At 63.0% G+C, this 16,113-nt stretch carries 13 protein-coding genes; 4 read left to right on the top strand and 9 right to left on the bottom strand.

The features are described from left to right. Window positions 1–18: 18 nt before the first annotated feature. The 6 genes from uvrY to OC537_RS08725 form a co-directional block, all read right to left on the bottom strand. The gene (gene uvrY, locus OC537_RS08700) at window positions 19–663 is read right to left on the bottom strand and encodes a UvrY/SirA/GacA family response regulator transcription factor (RefSeq protein WP_025327477.1); all 645 of its coding nucleotides are present in this window, start codon (window positions 661–663) and stop codon (window positions 19–21) included. Between the two features lie 210 nt (window positions 664–873). Continuing rightward, window positions 874–1,623: a 3-deoxy-manno-octulosonate cytidylyltransferase gene (gene kdsB, locus OC537_RS08705; RefSeq protein WP_168235365.1), complete on the bottom strand. Its 750-nt coding sequence runs from the start codon at window positions 1,621–1,623 to the stop codon at window positions 874–876. Then, window positions 1,620–1,820: a Trm112 family protein gene (locus OC537_RS08710; RefSeq protein WP_005331987.1), complete on the bottom strand. Its 201-nt coding sequence runs from the start codon at window positions 1,818–1,820 to the stop codon at window positions 1,620–1,622. The genes kdsB and OC537_RS08710 overlap by 4 nt, the downstream gene beginning before the upstream one ends. Window positions 1,821–1,973: 153 nt before the next feature. Then, the gene (lpxK, locus tag OC537_RS08715; RefSeq protein ID WP_262110800.1) at window positions 1,974–2,969 is read right to left on the bottom strand and encodes a tetraacyldisaccharide 4'-kinase; all 996 of its coding nucleotides are present in this window, start codon (window positions 2,967–2,969) and stop codon (window positions 1,974–1,976) included. Next, window positions 2,969–4,738, bottom strand: coding sequence for a lipid A ABC transporter ATP-binding protein/permease MsbA (gene msbA / locus OC537_RS08720; RefSeq protein ID WP_106886405.1), 1,770 nt, complete (start codon window positions 4,736–4,738; stop codon window positions 2,969–2,971). The genes lpxK and msbA overlap by 1 nt, the downstream gene beginning before the upstream one ends. 191 nt (window positions 4,739–4,929) lie before the next feature. Next, window positions 4,930–7,185 carry a DNA internalization-related competence protein ComEC/Rec2 gene (locus OC537_RS08725; protein WP_262111015.1) on the bottom strand — a complete coding sequence of 752 codons (2,256 nt, stop codon included), beginning with the start codon at window positions 7,183–7,185 and terminating at the stop codon, window positions 4,930–4,932. Between the two features lie 28 nt (window positions 7,186–7,213). On the opposite strand from OC537_RS08725, the gene OC537_RS08730 reads away from it, so the two are divergent. From OC537_RS08730 to OC537_RS08740, 3 genes are all read left to right on the top strand, one after another. After that, a complete protein-coding gene (locus OC537_RS08730; protein ID WP_025327482.1) occupies window positions 7,214–7,732 on the top strand; it encodes a DUF2062 domain-containing protein in 519 nt (172 codons plus the stop codon). After that, window positions 7,726–8,220 carry a DUF2062 domain-containing protein gene (locus OC537_RS08735; RefSeq protein ID WP_163149857.1) on the top strand — a complete coding sequence of 165 codons (495 nt, stop codon included), beginning with the start codon at window positions 7,726–7,728 and terminating at the stop codon, window positions 8,218–8,220. The genes OC537_RS08730 and OC537_RS08735 overlap by 7 nt, the downstream gene beginning before the upstream one ends. A 126-nt stretch (window positions 8,221–8,346) precedes the next feature. Then, window positions 8,347–9,852 carry a DUF853 domain-containing protein gene (locus OC537_RS08740; RefSeq protein WP_262110801.1) on the top strand — a complete coding sequence of 502 codons (1,506 nt, stop codon included), beginning with the start codon at window positions 8,347–8,349 and terminating at the stop codon, window positions 9,850–9,852. Between the two features lie 155 nt (window positions 9,853–10,007). On the opposite strand, the gene OC537_RS08745 is transcribed toward OC537_RS08740, so the two are convergent. The 3 genes from OC537_RS08745 to OC537_RS08755 all read right to left on the bottom strand — a co-directional run bounded on the left by OC537_RS08745 (window position 10,008) and on the right by OC537_RS08755 (window position 13,521). Beyond that, window positions 10,008–11,198 (bottom strand): amino acid aminotransferase, encoded by a 1,191-nt coding sequence (locus OC537_RS08745; RefSeq protein ID WP_262110802.1) that lies wholly within the window; start codon window positions 11,196–11,198, stop codon window positions 10,008–10,010. Window positions 11,199–11,344: 146 nt separating this feature from the next. Next, window positions 11,345–12,286, bottom strand: coding sequence for a hypothetical protein (locus OC537_RS08750; RefSeq protein ID WP_262110803.1), 942 nt, complete (start codon window positions 12,284–12,286; stop codon window positions 11,345–11,347). 200 nt (window positions 12,287–12,486) lie between these two features. Then, a complete protein-coding gene (locus OC537_RS08755; protein ID WP_262110804.1) occupies window positions 12,487–13,521 on the bottom strand; it encodes a porin in 1,035 nt (344 codons plus the stop codon). Window positions 13,522–13,906: 385 nt separating this feature from the next. Here OC537_RS08755 and dinG point away from each other — a divergent pair, with 385 nt between their 5' ends. Continuing rightward, a complete protein-coding gene (dinG, locus tag OC537_RS08760; RefSeq protein WP_262110805.1) occupies window positions 13,907–15,979 on the top strand; it encodes an ATP-dependent DNA helicase DinG in 2,073 nt (690 codons plus the stop codon). The last annotated feature ends 134 nt before the right edge of the window (window positions 15,980–16,113 follow it).

Here is a 16,113-nt window from a genome sequence, read left to right on the forward strand (position 1 = left end):
TGGTGTCCACACGACCCCTTACAGGGTGTCGGCATCCAGCATGCCATAGCGAATGGCCAGATGGGTCAGCTCAACATCGCCATTGATCCCCAGCTTGCTGAACAGGCGGTAGCGATAGCTGTTGACCGTCTTGGGGCTCAGGTTGAGCTGCTCCGAGATGTCGGTCACCTTCTGCCCCTTGGTGATCATCATCATGATCTGCAGTTCGCGCTCGGAGAGGGACTTGAAGGGGTTCTCGTCCGCCGAGGCAAACTGGCTGAGAGCCATCTGCTGGGCTATCTCGGGGGAGATGTAACGCTGGCCGGAGTGCACCAGGCGAATGGCGTGGATCATCTCGTCCGGCGCGGCCCCCTTGGTGAGGTATCCGGCGGCACCCGCCTGCATCACCTTGGTGGGGAACGGATTCTCGGAATGAATGGTCAGCACTATGATGCGCACATCGGGGCGCAGCCGCAGGATCTTGCGGGTCGCTTCCAGACCGCCGATGCCCGGCATGTTCATGTCCATCAGGATCACGTCGGGGTGATGCTGCCGACAGAAGGCCACGGCGGTTTCCCCGCTCTGTGCCTCGCCCACCACCTTGATCCCGCGGACATCTTCCAAAATGCGTCTTATCCCTGTACGCACCAACTCATGATCATCGACCAGGAATACATTAATCACCCAAACACCCCGTTTTTTATCTCGTTATATGCCAGTTAGGGTTAACACGGCGTCTTGCATCATAACCAAACTCGATGATTTGGCAAACCATGGCCGGGAAAAGTTTGAAATCGCTCGTAAAAGCCGTTTTAAATCAACTTATTATATAAATAATCAACGAAAAAACGGCGCCTGAAGGCGCCGTATCGGTCAACTTTGGTGCCGCCAGCCTCAGTGGGCCAGCAGTGCACGCACCTTGTCCAGGTCCTGCTGGGTATCCACCCCCACCGGGGGGGCCTCCAGGGCCTGGGCGACGTGGATCTTCTCCCCGTACCAGAGCACCCGCAGCTGCTCCAGCGCCTCTACCTGCTCGAGCGCGCTCGGCGCCCAGTCCACGTAGCGCTGGATGAAGCCAGCGCGATAGGCATAGATGCCGATGTGGCGCTGATAGTGGCTGCCAATCTGCTCCCGGCTCTTGGCAAAGCGGTCCCTGTCCCAGGGAATGCTGGCCCGGCTGAAGTAGAGGGCGTAGCCATCCTTGTCCGTCACCACCTTGACCGCATTGGGGTTGAACGCCTCTTCGGCGTCCTGGATGGGCACCGACAGGGTCGCCATGGGGGCCGTGGCGGCGGCCAGGTTGTCCGCCACCTGGCGGATGATGGCGGGCGGGATCAGGGGCTCATCCCCCTGCACGTTGACCACGATAGTATCGGCGGCAAAGCCGTAGTGACGGCACACCTCGGCCAGACGCTCGGTGCCGGACTGGTGATCCTTCGATGTCATGCACACCTCGACGCCGGTGGTCTGCAGCGCCTGCTGCACCCGCTCGTCGTCTGTGGCGACTATCACCCGATCGGCGCCCGATTGCAGGGCCTTCTCCACCACGTGCTGCACCATGGGCTTGCCATGGATGTCCGCTAGCGGCTTGCCCGGCAAGCGGGTGGAGGCGTAGCGGGCCGGAATGACGACGACGAAACTCATGGCTTCAGCTCTTCCAGGGGCAGATGGCGCGCCCGGTTCTCCAAGAGGACGGGGATCCCCTCCTCCAGCGGATAGGCCAATCTGTCGAAGCGGCAGATGAGCTCATGGGCGGCCTTGTCCGATTGCGGTTGATAGTGCAGCTTCCCCTTGCAAACCGGGCAGGCGATGATGTCGAGCAATTTGATATCCAGTGCCAAAACGAAACTCCTTCAACGATGTCGAGCAAGCGACGCTTTCGAGCGAGCTATGCTGCCGAGCAGTTTAATGGTCCATCGCCGGAGCCGGAACCCGGCTCCTTGCAACGGCGCCCCACGGGCTATGATGCCGTGCAGGCGATGATCTTGCGCCATTCAATATGAACGTTCATGGCCGGGCGCTTGCGGCGGGGTCAACCGCTGCAGCAGGGTGTCGAGCAGTGAGGCGGGCAACTCGGCGCTCACCGGCAGATACCACCAGTGCGCCGGCGCGAAGGCTCGGCACTTGACCGCATCCTTCTCCGTCATCAGCAGGGGGCGCTCGCCAAAGCGGGCGAGCAGCTCATCCCGATCAAAGGCCTGATGATCCGCATAACCGACACTCTGCACCAGCTCATAACCGAGCCCGGTCAGGGTGGCAAAGAAGCGGGGGGGATGGCCTATGCCCGCCAATGCGTCCACAGGTCCGGCGAGGGGAGCCTCGAGGGGCGCATCGTCGCATACGCGGCGCGGCGCGGCCGCCACCAGCGCCATGGGGTATTCCCCCAGGGCCGGGGTCCCGCCGTTGCAGATGATGGCATCGACCCGCTTGAGGCGGGTCATGGGTTCGCGCAGCGGTCCCATGGGCAGCAGACAGCCATTGCCAAAGCGCCGGGCCCCATCCACCACTACCAGCTCTATGTCCCGTGCCAGGGCGTAGTGCTGCAGGCCGTCGTCGGTGATGATGATGTCCACCTCGCCGCTCTGCTCAAGCAGACGCACCGCATCGGCGCGCTTGGGTGCCACCACCAGGGGGCAGCCGCAGCGCCGGGCGATGAGCACAGGCTCATCCCCCGCCTGGGCCGTGGTGCTGGTGGCGTCCAGCCGATAAGGGTAATGGGGCGCCTTGCCCCCATAACCCCGACTGACCACGCCGGGGCGCCAGCCACGGGCTTGCAGCTGTTCCACCAGCCAGACCACCACAGGGGTCTTGCCGTTGCCGCCGACCGAGATATTGCCCACCACTATCACAGGCAGGTTGGCCCGATAGCGGCTGAGCCAGCCGCGGCGGTAAGCGAAACGGCGCCCGCCGCTGACGAGGGCAAACAACAGGGCCAGGGGGGCCAGCGCCCAGCGCCAGCCACTCTTGCCGTACCAGAGACGCTCCAGCATCAGCCCTTGTTACTCACGGCGACGTTGCCAAACTGAATGGCCCGCAACTGGGCATACGTGCCCTGTTGGGCCATCAGGGCGTCATGGTTGCCGCGCTCGACGATATGACCCTCGTCGATCACCAGGATCTCGTCCGCCTTCTCTATGGTGGAGAGACGGTGGGCGATGACCAGGGAGGTGCGCGCCTTGCACAGCTCGTCGATGGCCGCCTGGATGTGGCGTTCGGACTCTGTGTCCAGGGCCGAGGTGGCCTCGTCCAGCAGCAGCACGGGGGAATCCCGCAGCAGGGCGCGGGCGATGGCGATGCGCTGGCGCTGACCACCAGACAACGAAGCGCCGTTCTCGCCGATGACGGTGTCATAGCCTTCCGGCATCTTGCGCACGAACTCGTCGGCATGGGCGATGCGGGCCGCATGCTGGATCTCTTCCCGGCTGTACTTGTCTTCTGCCGCGTAGGCGATGTTGTTGGCCACGGAGTCGTTGAACAGATGCACATGCTGGGAAACCAGGGCGTACTGCTTGCGCAGCTCGCTCAACTTGTATTCGCGGATGTTGACGCCATCCAGCAGTATCTCCCCCTGCTCTATGTCATAGAAGCGGGTCAACAGGCTGGCGATGGTGCTCTTGCCGGAGCCGGAGCGACCCACCAGGGCCACGGACTTGCCCGCCTCCACCTTGAAGCTGATGTTATGCAGCGCCGGGGTCTCCTTGGTCGGGTAGGTGAAGGTGACGTTGCGAAACTCTATCTCACCGCGAGCCCGCTCCAGGGTGCGGGTACCGGTGTCCTGCTCCGGGGTGGAGTCCAGCAGACCGAACAGGCTCTGGCAGGCGGTGATGCCGCGCTGGAACTGGTTGTTCACGTCGGTCAGGCTTTTCAGCGGCTTGAGCAGCATCATCATGGAGGTGACCATGACGGTGAAGGTGCCCGCGGTCAGGGTCGCCTTGACCGAGTCTATGGTCGCCACGTAGAGGAAGACCGCCAGGGCGACCGAGGCCACCATCTGGACTATGGGGCTGCCGATGGCGTCGGCCGCCACCATCTTCATGGTCTGCTGGCGCATCCGGTTGCTGACGGTGAAGAAGCGCTTGTCCTCCACCTGCTGGCCACCGAACATCAGCACCTCTTTATGGCCCTTGAGCATCTGCTCGGTGGAGGTGGTGATGTCACCCACCGCCTGCTGTATGTGACGGCTGATCTTGCGAAAACGACGGCTGATGAGACCAATCAGCACACCCACCACAGGGCCGACCACCAGGAAGATCACCGACAGTTGCCAGGAGTGCCAGAACATCAAGCCGAGCAGGCCGATGACGGTGGCCCCTTCGCGCACCAGCGACACCAGGGTCGAGCTCGCGGCAGAGGAGACCTGACCGGCGTCATAGGTCACCTTGGAGAGCAGGTTGCCGGTATTCTGGCGGTCGAAGAAGCTCATGGGCATGGCCATCAGGTGGCTGAACACCTGCTGCTGCAGCCGCATCACCACATGGTTGCCGACCCAGGCCATGCAGTAGTTGGAGAGGAAGGCGGCACAACCGCGCAGGGCGACGATGCCGAGCACGAAGAAGGGCATCCACTTGAGCACACTGCTGTCGTTGCCGTTGAGGCCCTGATCGATGAGCGGCTTGATGGAGTAGACGAAGGTGGTATCCACGGCCGCATAACCCAGCATGCCGATGATGCCGCCCACCAGCCCCAGTTTGCGATCCCGGACATAACCGAGCAGGCGTTTGAAGACGGGCCAGCTCTCTTGTGAGGTTTCTTGTTGCATGAATAGCCGTTAATAAGGGAAATGACGGGCTATTCTAGCCAAAGCGCAGGATTACACCAAGCGTTGCCATAACTCCGGCCCTACCCCAAAGAGAAATGACGGCTGGCTTCCAGTGCCAGAGCCGGGTTCTCCACCCGCTCCTCACCTCTTCCCGGCTTCTTTTCCTCTCTTTACAGGGAAACCTGGGCTCCCTAGCGCCATAACCTGGGTTGCCACCAGTGGCCATTGCGCCTGTACCAGGGGCCCTGCTCGCGCTCGGCCCGGATCTTGAGCCCACCCTCCCCCGCCTCGATCAGGATGGCACCATCCTGCCCCGTCACCCATTGACGGGCCCCCTGGTATCTTGCCACCACCTCGGGGCGGGGAAACTGCCACTGGTTCCTGTCGCCGGCGCTGTGGATGACGACATCCGGAATCACCGCCGCCACGAAGCCCGGGGTCGAGGAAGTGCGGCTGCCATGGTGAGGGCTCACCAGCACAGTGCTGGAAAGAGTGCTGAGGGGAATGCTGGAAAACGTGCTGGCGAGCTCCTCTCCTTCTCCCTGCTCTTCCAGGGCCAGCAGACGGCGCTCCGCCCCCTGCTCTATGTCGCCACTGAGCAGGATGCGATGCCGGCCATCGCTTATCTGCACCACGCAACTGTCGTTGTTGCGCCCCGCCCCCGGCCGCTCGGGCCAGAGCACGCGCACCTCCAGCCCCTGCCAGTGCCAGCGCTGACCGCGGCGACACAGCGCAGTGCTGCGGGCGAAGCCGAACGAGGAGAGCTCGCGGCGCACCGGCATCGCCTGCAGCATGGCGCGCCTGTTGCCCGCATGATCCCTGTCCTTGTGACTGATGATGAGGGCATCGAGCACCCGCACATCGAGGCGGCTCAGCACGGGCAGTATGGCGGCCTCCGCCATGTTGTAGCCGCCGGGATAGCTATCCCCGGTGTCATAGAGGATGCCGCGCTCGCCCCGGGTGACGAGCACAGACAAGCCCTGCCCCACGTCCAGCACCCGCACCTGCCAGGGAGTGGGAGCAGGCCAGACACCCAGCAGCAGGGCGGCCCCCACAGGGAGCAGCAAGCCGCGCCCTCCCGGCAACTGCCAGGCCCCCCACAGCAGTACCAGCAAGGCGCTGACGGGCATCAGCCAGCCGGGAACAGGCCACCAGAGCTGCAGATGGTCCGCCAGCAAGCCGAGTCCCCACAACACCCAGGTCAGCCCCAGATCGGACAGCCAGAAAAGAGCATGAGCCAGGGCGGTGGAGAGCGGCGCCAGCAGCACGCCGATCAGCGCCAGCGGAATGATGCCAAGGCAGAACAGCGGCAACGCCAGCAGATTGAGCAAGAGCGCCAGCGGGGCCATGCCCTCGAACAGCAGCAGTTGCAGGGGCAGCAGGCCGAGCAGCAGCAGGCATTGCAGCCGCACCAGTCCGGGACGCGCGTGCAGCAGGCTCGCCAGCAACAGCAGGGCCACCGCCATGAAGGAGAGCCAGAAACCGGCCGAGTAGAGGGCGAAGGGATCCCAGAGCACTATCACCACGAAGGCCCACAGCCAGATGCGGTGGCTGGGCCAGTCCCGATTCAACCAGCGCAGCAGGCTCCACACCAGCACCATGATGAGGGCCCGCTCGGTCGCCACAGCGAATCCCGCCAGCCAGCTGTAGACGGCGGCAAACAAGAGGGAGACCACAATGGCCCCCCGCAACCCCAGCAGCCGCCCCAGCCACCAGCCGAGCACCGCCACCAGGGCGATATGCTGGCCCGAGATGGCGATGATGTGGGTCAGGCCGCTGCCGCGAAACAGATCCCACTGGGCATCCGTGATGCCCCCCTGCTCCCCGAAGCTGAGCGCCGCCAGCAAGGGGGCCTGCTCCAGTCCCTGCCAGGCGCTGCTGGCTGCGGCCAGCCAGCGCTCGCGCATCCCCGGGGCCGCCTCCTGGACCTCGACGATCCGGCGCAGGTTGCCGGTCGCCGTGATCCCCTTGCCAAGCAGCAGGCGCCGCCCATCCATGCCCGCCTCGTTGGCCAGCCCATGGGCGGGCTTGAGGGAGCTCACCAGGGTGATGCGACTACCGGCCGGCAAAGGGGGCAACCCTTGGTAGGCATTGATCCTGACCAGGGGGGATATCGCGAGGGACTGCTCGTCAAGCGTCTCGACCCGCAGCAGCAGGCGGGCAAATTTATCTCGCGGTTTATCGCCCGAGGACTCCGTACTTTGCACCCGTGCGGTTATGATGTGGCTGGTCTGTGTCTCCAGCTTGTCCAGCCAGGCCAACCGATACTGCAGGTTCAGCTGCATCCAGAGCACGCCGAGCACCAGAAACAAGAGCCGCCAGTGACGGCCATGGGCGAGCAGGATGGCGAGGGCCAGCAGCGCGCCGCCCCATGCAGTAGAGGGTAACCAGGGCCAGAGCAGTGAGGAGCTTGCCCCCAGGGCAAATGACAACAGACGCAGATCCATGGAGCAAGTATTTAGCAAGGTTTCAAACATGCCCAAACGACTCATAAAACGCTGGCTGCCCGATCAGGACAAGCTCAAGGAACACAAGCACTTGCGGCTGTTCGGCAAGCTGCTGCTCGATGCCAACCTCTGGCACCTCAACCGCCGCTCCGCCGCCGGTGCCTTCGCGGTCGGCCTCTTCATGGCCTGGATCCCGCTCCCCTGCCAGATGCTGCTGGCGGCCGGTGGCGCCATCCTCTTTAGGGTCAATCTGCCCCTCTCGGTCGCCCTGGTCTGGCTCTCCAACCCCTTCACCATGCCACCGCTGTTCTATGGCGCCTACCTGGTGGGCTGCCAGCTGCTCGGGCACCCCGCCCAGCACATCGATATCCAGTTCACCTGGGAGTGGCTTGTCTCGGTATTTGAAACCCTGGCCCCGCCGCTGCTGCTGGGCTCCCTGGTGCTCGCACTGCTGAGTTCCTTGATGGGTTACGCCTTCATCCGCACCTTCTGGCGCATCAACACAGTGCGCCAATGGCAGAAGCGCAAGGAGGCGCGGGCATGCTGAGCCGCTGGCTGGCCCGTTTCAAGATAGACCCGGACACCCTGCGCCAGCAGAAGTGGTTCGCCCTCTTTGGTGAGCGCCTGCTGACCCCCGCCCTCTGGCAGGGCGGCACCCGGGCGCTCAGCGGCGCCGTGGCGGCCGGCCTCTTCGCCAGCTGGATCCCCATCCCCATGCACTCCCTCGTCGCGGTCGGACTGGCGCTGGCGTTTCGCCTCAACCTGCCGCTGGCCCTGCTGGCGGTCTGGTTCAACAACCCGCTGACGTTGCCCTTCATGTACCTCTATGCCTATCGCACCGGCTGCCTGGTGCTGCACCAGACGCCGGAGCCCTTCCACCTCACCTGGTCATTGCACTGGCTGGAGCACGAGGCGGCGACCCTGGTGCCCCCCTTCCTGCTCGGCAGCCTGTTGCTGGCGGTGCTGACCGCCGCCACTGGGGCCCTGCTCACCCTGCTGATGCTGCAACTGGGCAGACTGACCGGCGCCCGCTAAGCCTCCTGCCCGCCCTTCGGCTTAGCCACAGGGCGCAATTCGCGCCGCCTTGCCATCGTTTGGCTCTGCCACCACACTCCTTGTAGTCCTCAGCTTGCCGCTACCTGCAAAGACAAGGAGTTCACCATGGCCCAACCCCTGACGCTGGCCTATGCCAATGGCCAACCCATCTCACTGCTGCCCGCCATGGCCAACCGCCACGGCCTCATCACAGGTGCCACGGGGACCGGCAAGACAGTCACCCTGCAGGTGCTGGCAGAGGGGTTCTCCCGCCTCGGGGTGCCGGTCTTTCTGGCGGATGTGAAGGGGGATCTCAGCGGCCTCGGCGCCGCCGGCACCCCGTCGAGCAAGCTGGATGCCCGGCTGGCCCAGCTCGGCATCCCGGCCCCCGCCTTCGCCCCCAGTCCGACCCTGTTCTGGGACCTGTTTGCGGAGCAGGGGCACCCGGTGCGGGCCACCGTCTCCGACATGGGGCCCCTGCTGCTGGCCCGCCTGCTCGGCCTCAACGACACCCAGAGCGGGGTGCTGGAGCTGGTGTTCAAGGTGGCGGACGACGAGGGCTTGCTGCTGCTCGATCTGAAAGACTTGCGCGCCATGGTGCAGTTTGCCGGGGACAACGCCAAATCCCTCACCACCCGCTATGGCAATGTGTCCACCGCCTCCATCGGCGCCATACTGCGCAACCTGCTCACCCTGGAGAGTGCGGGAGGGGATCACTTCTTCGGCGAGCCCATGCTGGACATCCAGGATCTGCTGCAGACCGACGGGGCCGGCCACGGCCACATCAATGTGCTGGCGGCCGGCAAGCTCACCCAGTCCAGCCGCCTCTATGCCAGCTTCCTGCTCTGGCTGTTGTCTGAGCTGTTCGAGCAGCTGCCCGAGGTGGGGGATCCCGATAAACCCGTGCTGGTGTTCTTCTTCGACGAGGCCCATCTGCTGTTCAACGACGCCCCCAAGGCGCTGCTGGAAAAGATAGAGCTGGTGGTGCGCCTCATCCGCTCGAAAGGAGTGGGCGTCTATTTCGTGACCCAGAGCCCGGCCGATATTCCTGACAGCGTGCTGGGGCAGCTCGGCAACCGGGTGCAGCACGCCCTGCGCGCCTTTACTCCGAGCGACCAAAAAGCGGTGCGCATCGCCGCCAACACCCTGAGGGCCAACCCGACCTTCGACGCGGCCGGCGTCATCACCGAGCTCGGGGTGGGCGAGGCCCTGGTCTCCCTGCTCGATGAGAAGGGGCGCCCAAGCGTGGTGGAGCGCGCCTTTATCGCCCCGCCCGCCAGTCGCATAGGTCCCCTGAGCGACGCCGAGCGGCAGGCCCTGATCCAGGGATCCGTGCTCCACGGCCGATACGAGACCCGCGAGGATCGCGAATCCGCCTTCGAGCGCCTCAATGGCGGGGCACCAGCCGCCTCGGATGATGTCTCCCAGACCCCGTCGGAGCAGGGGGGCGGATTGCTCGATGCCCTCAACGGTATCCTGTTCGGTCGCACAGGCCCGCGCGGTGGCCAGCATGACGGCGTGGTGCAGACCGCCGCCAAGAGCGTGGCCCGTACCCTGGGCAACGAGGTGGGGCGCCAGCTGGTACGGGGCGTACTCGGCTCCCTGTTGGGGGGCAGCAAACGGCGCCGCTGATGCCGGAAAACAGGCATGAAAAAGCCCGCCGACATGGCGGGCTTTTTACTGAGCGGATGCCGATGGTTGTGCTTACAGCACCTTGGCGATGGCATCGCACAGGGGATCTATGATATTGACGCGGGTGATTCCCGCATAGAACCTCTTCGCCTCAGTTACAGCACCTTGGCGATGGCGTCGCACAGGGGATCTATGTTGGCGCGGGTAATACCGGCCACGCTGATCCGGCCGGAGCCGACGATGTAGATGGCAAACTCGCTCTTGAGACGCTCCACCTGATCCTTGGAGAGACCGGAGAAGGAGAACATGCCGTTCTGCTCGCGGATGAAGCTGAAGTCCTGGCTCACACCGAGGGCAGCCAACTTCTCTACCAGCAGTTCGCGCATCTCGCGAATGCGCACCCGCATGGCCGCCACCTCTTCCACCCACTCGGCATAGAGGGCCGGATCGCTGACGATAGTGGTCACCACGGCGGCGCCGTGTGACGGCGGGTTGGAGTAGTTGGCTCGGATGACGGTCTTGACCTGGGTGAAGGCCACATCGGCAATCGCCTTGGTCGCGCTGACCAGGGTGAAGGCACCGACCCGCTCGTTGTAGAGGCCGAAGTTCTTGGAGAAGGAACTTGCCACCAGCAGTTCGTCATGGCACTCGGCGAAGATGCGCAACCCCTCGGCATCTTCCTCTATACCACGGGCAAAACCCTGATAGGCGAAGTCAAACAGCGGCAACCAGCCGGCGGCGGCACTCTGTTTGGCCAGGGCGCGCCACTGATCAGCTGTGGGGTCAATACCGGTCGGGTTGTGGCAGCAACCGTGCAGCAGCACCAGATCGCCGGCCTGCGCTTCGCAGAGCGAGGCCTGCATGGCGGCAAAGTCGAGACCCTTGGTCGCCGCATCGTAGTATTTGTACCACTTGACGGTGAGGCCGGCGGCCTGGAACACGCTGACGTGGTTGGCCCAGGTGGGATCGGAGATCCAGATGGTCTTGGCCAGACCGTTGCGCACCACGAACTCGGCGGCGATGCGCAGGGCACCTGTACCGCCCGGCGCCTGGGCTGTCTTGGCGCGGCCGCTGGCAATCAGGGTGGAATCCTGCCCGAACAGCAGTTGCTGCACTATGCGGCCATATTCGATATTGCCTTCAATACCGAGGTAGTTCTTGGTCTTCTCGTCGGTGAGCAGCTTCTGCTCGGCTTTCTTGACGCAATGAAGGATAGGAGTGGCACCGGTCTCATCCTTGTAGATCCCGACCCCCAGATTGATCTTGTGGCTGCGAGAGTCGGCACGGAAGGCTTCGGTCAGGCCCAGGATCGGATCCGCTGGGGCGGCAACAACCTTTTCAAACATGGTATTCCCTGTATTCCGTTGAGTTCGTTGGCTGGCAAAGCAGGTTGGCAAACAAAAGCGCTCCTTTGGCGAGCGCTCCGTCAACTCTTTATACCACTGCCTTCCATAGGGGAAAACCGCTTTCTCAAGGGTGATGACGGGCCCCTTCAGCCGATGGCATGCCAGCCCGATGCCAGGGCGCATACCTCGGCCGACAGGCCGCGGTTGGACTCCACCAGATCGCTGCACAGGGCCCGCAATGGACGAGGGATCCGGCTCGGCTCCCAGGGGCGAGCGTCCTGCATAGGGGCGGCATAGGCCTCCTTGATGGGAGCCAGGTCCCGGGGCAGCCACCAGCTGGCCGGGCGTCCCAGCCTCTGGGCCAATACCAGGACCCTGTCGACACCGGCCGGATCCAGGGCTGTGAGGTGGCTCCAGAGGGTCTGGGGCGGCAAGGCCGCAATCAGGGGTTGCAGGGCGCCGGGATCCTGGGCAGGAAGCCAGACCAGCAAGGCGTCGTCCGGGAGACTCAACTCGGCGAAGACGCCGACGGAGTCGGTGCTGATCACCCGCTGGATCTCCCCCTCGCCCCAGAGGATCTTGCCAAGCCCCGCCAGGGTGCGGGCGGGCAGCGCCACCTCTCCCAGGGTGTGCAGCCAGGGGGCCGCATCGAGCAGGGTGCCGCCGCTGAAGAACAGGCTGAACGGGCGAGCGGCCCGTAGGCGCAGCGGCAGATCGCTGCACAGCCGTATCCCCTTGTCTTCGAAGTTGATCTGCTCGACCGGACTGAAGCTCGCCTCCCCCTTGCGATAGAGCGCCGCCAGCACCCGCTCGTTGACCCGCTCCCCCAGTTGCCAACCCTGGGCATGGAGCCACTCCTCGGGCTCGGGGGGGGCACAGGCCAGCTCGGCCAGCATCAGCTCGCGGGTGAGATAGCGCCGTCCGGCCGGGGTCAGCTCATAGCGGTGATTGCCAAGGGGGAGCAGCAGCTGATTGTCCCTGAGCATGCCGATGAGGGGCTGCCATTGGCGACCGCGGATAACCTGGGGCACCTCGTCCAGCAACTGCTGAGCCAGCGCTCGCCACTCGGGGTGACTGAAATCGATCACACGCATCCTTCCCTGTCGGCAGACCATCTTTCAACGAATTGAATAATCTAGCGATTTACGACGAAGGAGCCAAGGGCGGAAAAGAGACAACGTGACCTGGCGCAGGGCCAAACGGCGGAGGGAATAAGGTGAAAGGCAGATAAAACAAAACGGCCAAGCAAGCTTGGCCGTTTATCAACTAAATCCGTACTAAGACTGGATTAGAAGTTGTATTGCAGGGCAACAGTGAACTCGTCGTCCAGATCGTCGATACCCTGGATCTTGTACTCGGTGTAAGCCTTCAGCTTGGAAGTGAAGGAGTACTGAACACCCAGCAGGGTTTCGTCAACTTGGTCTTCGTAAGAAGAACCGGAAGCGCTGTCCTTGCCTTCTTTGAAGTTGTAGCCAGCCAGGAAGGTCCAGGCGTCTACGTTGTAGGAAGCAGCCAGCTCGTAACCACGACCCTTGCCACCGGTGTTGGTAGAGTCATTGTCCAGCTCGCCTTCGGTGTAGACACCAGCGAAGTAGAAGCCGTTGATGGCGTAGTGTGCGCCCAGAGCCCACTCGGTCTTGTCACCGGAATCACCAGTGACCTTGTTCTCCAGGTCGGAGTAAGCGTAACCGGCGTTCAGGCCCAGACCGAAGTCGAAGTCATAACCGGCAGCAGCTGCATAGCCGTAGTTACGCTTCAGGTTGGGGAACACGTCAGTCACGGTTTGACCACCTACGTCAGAGACGATGACAGCGGTGTCGTCGTTGGTCTGGTAGGACAGTTTGCCCTTGAAGCCCTGGTAGCTGTTGGAGTAGATGATCTGGCCTTCTTGACGACCGTCGTAGAAGTTACCTACGTCACCCCATTCGTTGAAGATATCGGTCGGCTCCAGCACGTCGTAGAACGCGGTGTCGGTTTGGCCGAAGATGATCTTGCCGTACTGGGTACCGTCGAAACCGACATAAACGTGACGAGCCTTGAAGGTGTCGCTGTCAGAATCGTTGTTGTTGGAGTTCTCGGAAGCTACCTGCCACTCGGTCTTGGCGATGCCAGACCAGGTGTTGTTCAGTGCAACTTTACCGGACCAGCCCAGACGGGAGGTACCGATCAGCTCTGCGTCAGCATCGTTGTGGTCGGTGTAGTAGTTAGCCTGAACACGGCCGTAGATATCAAAAGAGGTACCGTCTTTGTCATAAACTACTGCGGCGTTAGCGGCAGATGCGAACAGAGCCGGGATAGCGATAGCCAGAATTGTCTTTTTCATAGTTGTTTCCAATGCCTACTGTAATTAAACACTAAGTCCTTGTTATTCCCTGTGTTAGCGATGTTCTTTGCATCACTATGCCGCCGAGACTATCACCGGGTTTTCCGATCCGCAACGAAAAAACTTGGAACTTTTTGAGAAAACCATAGTCATAGGAAAAAAATTGTGAGCTGAATCTCATATTGTTTGCCCTCTCAGGGAAAACGTTTACAGCGATACTCGCTGCCTGAAACGCCCTTTTTTGGTGGTTTATTGCACGCACAATCCACCCCATGACATAAGTGCGGATCCCGGCCCATAACCCCTGCCTCGCCTTGCCTCGACCCAGGCCGCCTGTTGCGGGTATCCTGTGGCCATTCATTCCAGACACGGTCACGCCCCATTCATGCTATCGACTCGCCTCAAAGCCACCATTCGCAATACCTATCGACAGATTGCCGATGGTTTACCCGGTTTTGTGCCGCGCAAGGAGCAGAATTTTCTGGTGGCCGAAATCGCCAAGACCCTCACCGGAGAGTATGAAAAGAGTCGCCGCATCCTGGTGGCCGAGGCGGGCACCGGCATCGGCAAGTCCCTCTCCTATGCCCAGGGCGCCATCCCGGTGGCGCGGCTCACCCAGAAGAAGCTGGTGATCTCCACCGCCACCGTCGCCCTGCAGGAGCAGTTGATCCACAAGGACCTGCCCTTCTACCATCGCCACAGCGAGCTGCCGTTTCGCTTCATGCTGGTCAAGGGGCGCCAGCGTTACTGCTGCGAACATCTGCTTGAACAAGCGGCAAGCGGCGCCGATATGGCCAACTTCGAGCTCGATTTCGGCAGCTTGAGCAAGCACAAGCCGTCAGATTCTGACAAGGAGCGCTATCAGGCGCTGTGGCAGGCCTACACCGAGGGGAAGTGGGACGGGGACAGGGACAACTGGCCCAAACCCATTCCGGATCTGTGCTGGGATCGCATCGCCGCCGATCGCCACAGCTGCAACAAGGCGCTGAGCCACCACCAGCACTGCCCCTTCCACCGCGCCAGGAACGACATGGACGCCGCCGACGTGCTGGTGGTCAACCATGCCCTGCTGCTCTCCGACCTCACCATGGGCGGCGGCATCATATTGCCGCCACCGGACGAGTGTATCTATGTGCTGGATGAGGCCCACCACCTGCCGACCATAGCCCGGGATCACGGCGCCGCCTCCGCCAGCGTCAAGGGGTCTCGCCGCTGGCTGGAAAAACTGGTGCAGAGCGCCGGCAAGCTGGCCAGGGCACTGAACAAGGAGAGCTTGCTCGACCCCCAGCTCAAGCTGCAGGATGCCCTGGCCTCCCTGCAACCGGATCTCAAGGCGCTGGAGCTGTGGCTCGCCGGCAACGATCAGCTATTTGGCTCCGAGCAGCACCACAGATTTGCCGAAGGGGTGCTGCCCGATCCCCTGCCCATGCTGGCGGAGAACCTGAAGGAGGCGAGCAAAAAGGCGCTGCGGGCGCTGGACAGGATGCAGGGTGCCATCGGCGAGGCGCTCAAGGACGGCGAAATCCGTCGCAAGGAGGCCGAGCCCCTGCTGGCGGAGAGCGGTTTTCACCTGCAGCGGCTGGAGAGTTTCTGCGCCCTGTGGGAGATGCTGAGTCGCCACGTGCCGACGGGCAAGACACCGCTGGCCCGCTGGATGGCAAGGAGCGAGGATGGAGACATCTGGCTGCACGCCTCCCCCATAGAGGTGGGTTATCTGCTGGAGGAGTGGCTCTGGTCTAGGTGCCTGGGCGCCGTGCTGGTCTCGGCCACCCTGACCGCCCTCTCCTCCTTCAGCTATTTCCGCCACCAGGTGGGGCTCAAGGAACATGACGGCACCCGCTATCTGCGTCTGCGCTCTCCTTTTGAATATCACAAGGCCGAGCTCTATCTGCCCAAGATGACCCATGAACCCAGCGCTCCCGGCTTTACCCAGGAGCTGGTCGATACCCTGCCCCGGCTGCTGGCGGGCAAGGAGGCGAGCCTGGTGCTCTTCTCCTCCTACCGGCAGATGAACGAGGTGGCGGTGGGGCTGCGGGCCAAGGGGCTCTCCCTGCTGGTGCAGGGGGAAGCGTCGCGCAACGCCCTGCTGACCTTGCACAAACAGAAGTGCGACGGCGGCCAGGCCAGCATCCTCTTTGGTACCGGCAGCTTCTCCGAGGGGCTGGACCTGCCCGGTCACTACCTCACCAACCTGGTGATCACCAAGCTCCCCTTCGCGGTACCGAACTCCCCGGTGGAAGAGGCGACCGCCGAGTGGGTCGAGAAACGGGGTGGCAACCCCTTCCTGCAGCTGACGGTGCCAGAAGCGTCCCGCAAACTCATCCAGGCCTGTGGTCGTCTGATCCGCAAGGAGGCCGATCGGGGCCGAGTAACCATTCTCGATCGGCGCCTTCTTACCAAACGCTACGGCAAGGGCTTGCTCGATGCCCTCCCCCCTTTCACCCGGCGTATCGAGTGAGCCATGCCGGGTTTATTTGATAGATAAGTCAGCAAGCTGCCTGCCGGGCTGCGCCATAAACGGCTATTGCCGCTCTGGGGCAAACCTGTAAAAATGAGCCCCTATTTTTCAGTGGGCAATCGCCTGACTGTTCA

The organism is Aeromonas sp. Marseille-Q5825, assembly GCF_946892685.1.
Lineage (GTDB): Bacteria > Pseudomonadota > Gammaproteobacteria > Enterobacterales > Aeromonadaceae > Aeromonas > Aeromonas rivipollensis.

Bases quoted from the DNA above. Each gene is read 5' to 3' on its own strand.
- OC537_RS08725 (WP_262111015.1), bottom strand. From the start codon at position 7,185: ATGGATCTGCGTCTGTTGTCATTTGCCCTGGGGGCAAGCTCCTCACTG.
- OC537_RS08730 (WP_025327482.1), top strand. From the start codon at position 7,214: ATGCCCAAACGACTCATAAAACGCTGGCTGCCCGATCAGGACAAGCTC.
- OC537_RS08740 (WP_262110801.1), top strand. From the start codon at position 8,347: ATGGCCCAACCCCTGACGCTGGCCTATGCCAATGGCCAACCCATCTCA.
- OC537_RS08745 (WP_262110802.1), bottom strand. From the start codon at position 11,198: ATGTTTGAAAAGGTTGTTGCCGCCCCAGCGGATCCGATCCTGGGCCTG.
- dinG (WP_262110805.1), top strand. From the start codon at position 13,907: ATGCTATCGACTCGCCTCAAAGCCACCATTCGCAATACCTATCGACAG.
- msbA (WP_106886405.1), bottom strand. From the start codon at position 4,738: ATGCAACAAGAAACCTCACAAGAGAGCTGGCCCGTCTTCAAACGCCTG.
- lpxK (WP_262110800.1), bottom strand. From the start codon at position 2,969: ATGCTGGAGCGTCTCTGGTACGGCAAGAGTGGCTGGCGCTGGGCGCTG.
- OC537_RS08735 (WP_163149857.1), top strand. From the start codon at position 7,726: ATGCTGAGCCGCTGGCTGGCCCGTTTCAAGATAGACCCGGACACCCTG.
- OC537_RS08755 (WP_262110804.1), bottom strand. From the start codon at position 13,521: ATGAAAAAGACAATTCTGGCTATCGCTATCCCGGCTCTGTTCGCATCT.
- kdsB (WP_168235365.1), bottom strand. From the start codon at position 1,623: ATGAGTTTCGTCGTCGTCATTCCGGCCCGCTACGCCTCCACCCGCTTG.